Origin of the sequence: Thaumasiovibrio clandestinus (assembly GCF_047250365.1) — a bacterium.
GTDB lineage: Bacteria > Pseudomonadota > Gammaproteobacteria > Enterobacterales > Vibrionaceae > Thaumasiovibrio.
Genome location: NZ_JBLBVL010000052.1, coordinates 1 through 1158, shown reverse-complemented (window position 1 = coordinate 1158; position 1158 = coordinate 1). Strand labels below are relative to the sequence as shown.

General features: G+C 47.1%; 1 protein-coding gene. It reads left to right on the top strand.

Features of this window, described 5'->3' with window-relative positions; translation table 11 throughout:
- Window positions 1-1149: elongation factor Tu (gene tuf / locus ACKLNH_RS20605; protein WP_413114135.1), on the top strand; the 1149-nt coding region annotated here is incomplete at its 5' end.
- Window positions 1150-1158 lie beyond the last annotated feature (9 nt).

Here is a 1158-nt window from a genome sequence, read left to right as displayed (position 1 = left end):
GTTAACGTTGGTACTATCGGCCACGTTGACCACGGTAAAACTACTCTAACTGCTGCTATCTGTACTACTTTGTCAAAAGTATACGGTGGTGAAGCGAAAGACTTCGCATCTATCGATAACGCTCCAGAAGAGCGTGAGCGTGGTATTACTATCTCTACTTCTCACGTAGAGTACGATACTCCTACTCGTCACTACGCACACGTAGACTGTCCAGGACACGCCGATTATGTTAAAAACATGATCACTGGTGCTGCTCAAATGGACGGTGGTATCCTAGTTGTTGCTGCGACTGATGGCCCAATGCCACAAACGCGTGAGCACATCCTACTAGGCCGTCAGGTTGGTATCCCTTACATCATCGTATTCATGAACAAATGTGACATGGTTGATGATGAAGAGCTACTAGAGCTAGTAGAAATGGAAGTTCGTGAACTTCTTTCTGAGTACGAATTCCCAGGTGACGACTGCCCAGTAATCATGGGTTCAGCTCTTGGCGCACTAAACGGCGAGAAAGAGTGGGAAGACAAGATTGTTGAGCTAGCAGAAGCGCTAGACAACTACATCCCAGAGCCAGAGCGTGCGATCGACCGTCCGTTCATCCTACCAATCGAAGATGTATTCTCAATCCAAGGCCGTGGTACTGTTGTAACTGGTCGTGTTGAGCAAGGTATCATCACTGTAGGTGACGAAGTAGAAATCGTTGGTATCAAAGACACTACTACTACAACTTGTACTGGTGTTGAGATGTTCCGTAAGCTTCTTGACGAAGGCCGTGCTGGTGAGAACGTTGGTGTTCTACTACGTGGTACTAAGCGTGACGAAGTTGAGCGTGGTCAAGTTCTTGCTAAGCCAGGTTCAATCACTCCACACACAACTTTCACTTCAGAAATCTATGTGCTTTCTAAAGATGAAGGTGGTCGTCACACGCCATTCTTCAAAGGCTACCGTCCACAGTTCTACTTCCGTACAACTGACGTAACCGGTACTATTGAATTGCCAGAAGGCGTAGAAATGGTAATGCCAGGCGATAACATCGCTATGACTGTTACTCTAATCTGCCCAATCGCAATGGACGAAGGTCTACGCTTCGCAATCCGTGAAGGTGGCCGTACCGTTGGTGCTGGTGTTGTTGCATCTATCCTTGCTTAATTTGCAAAG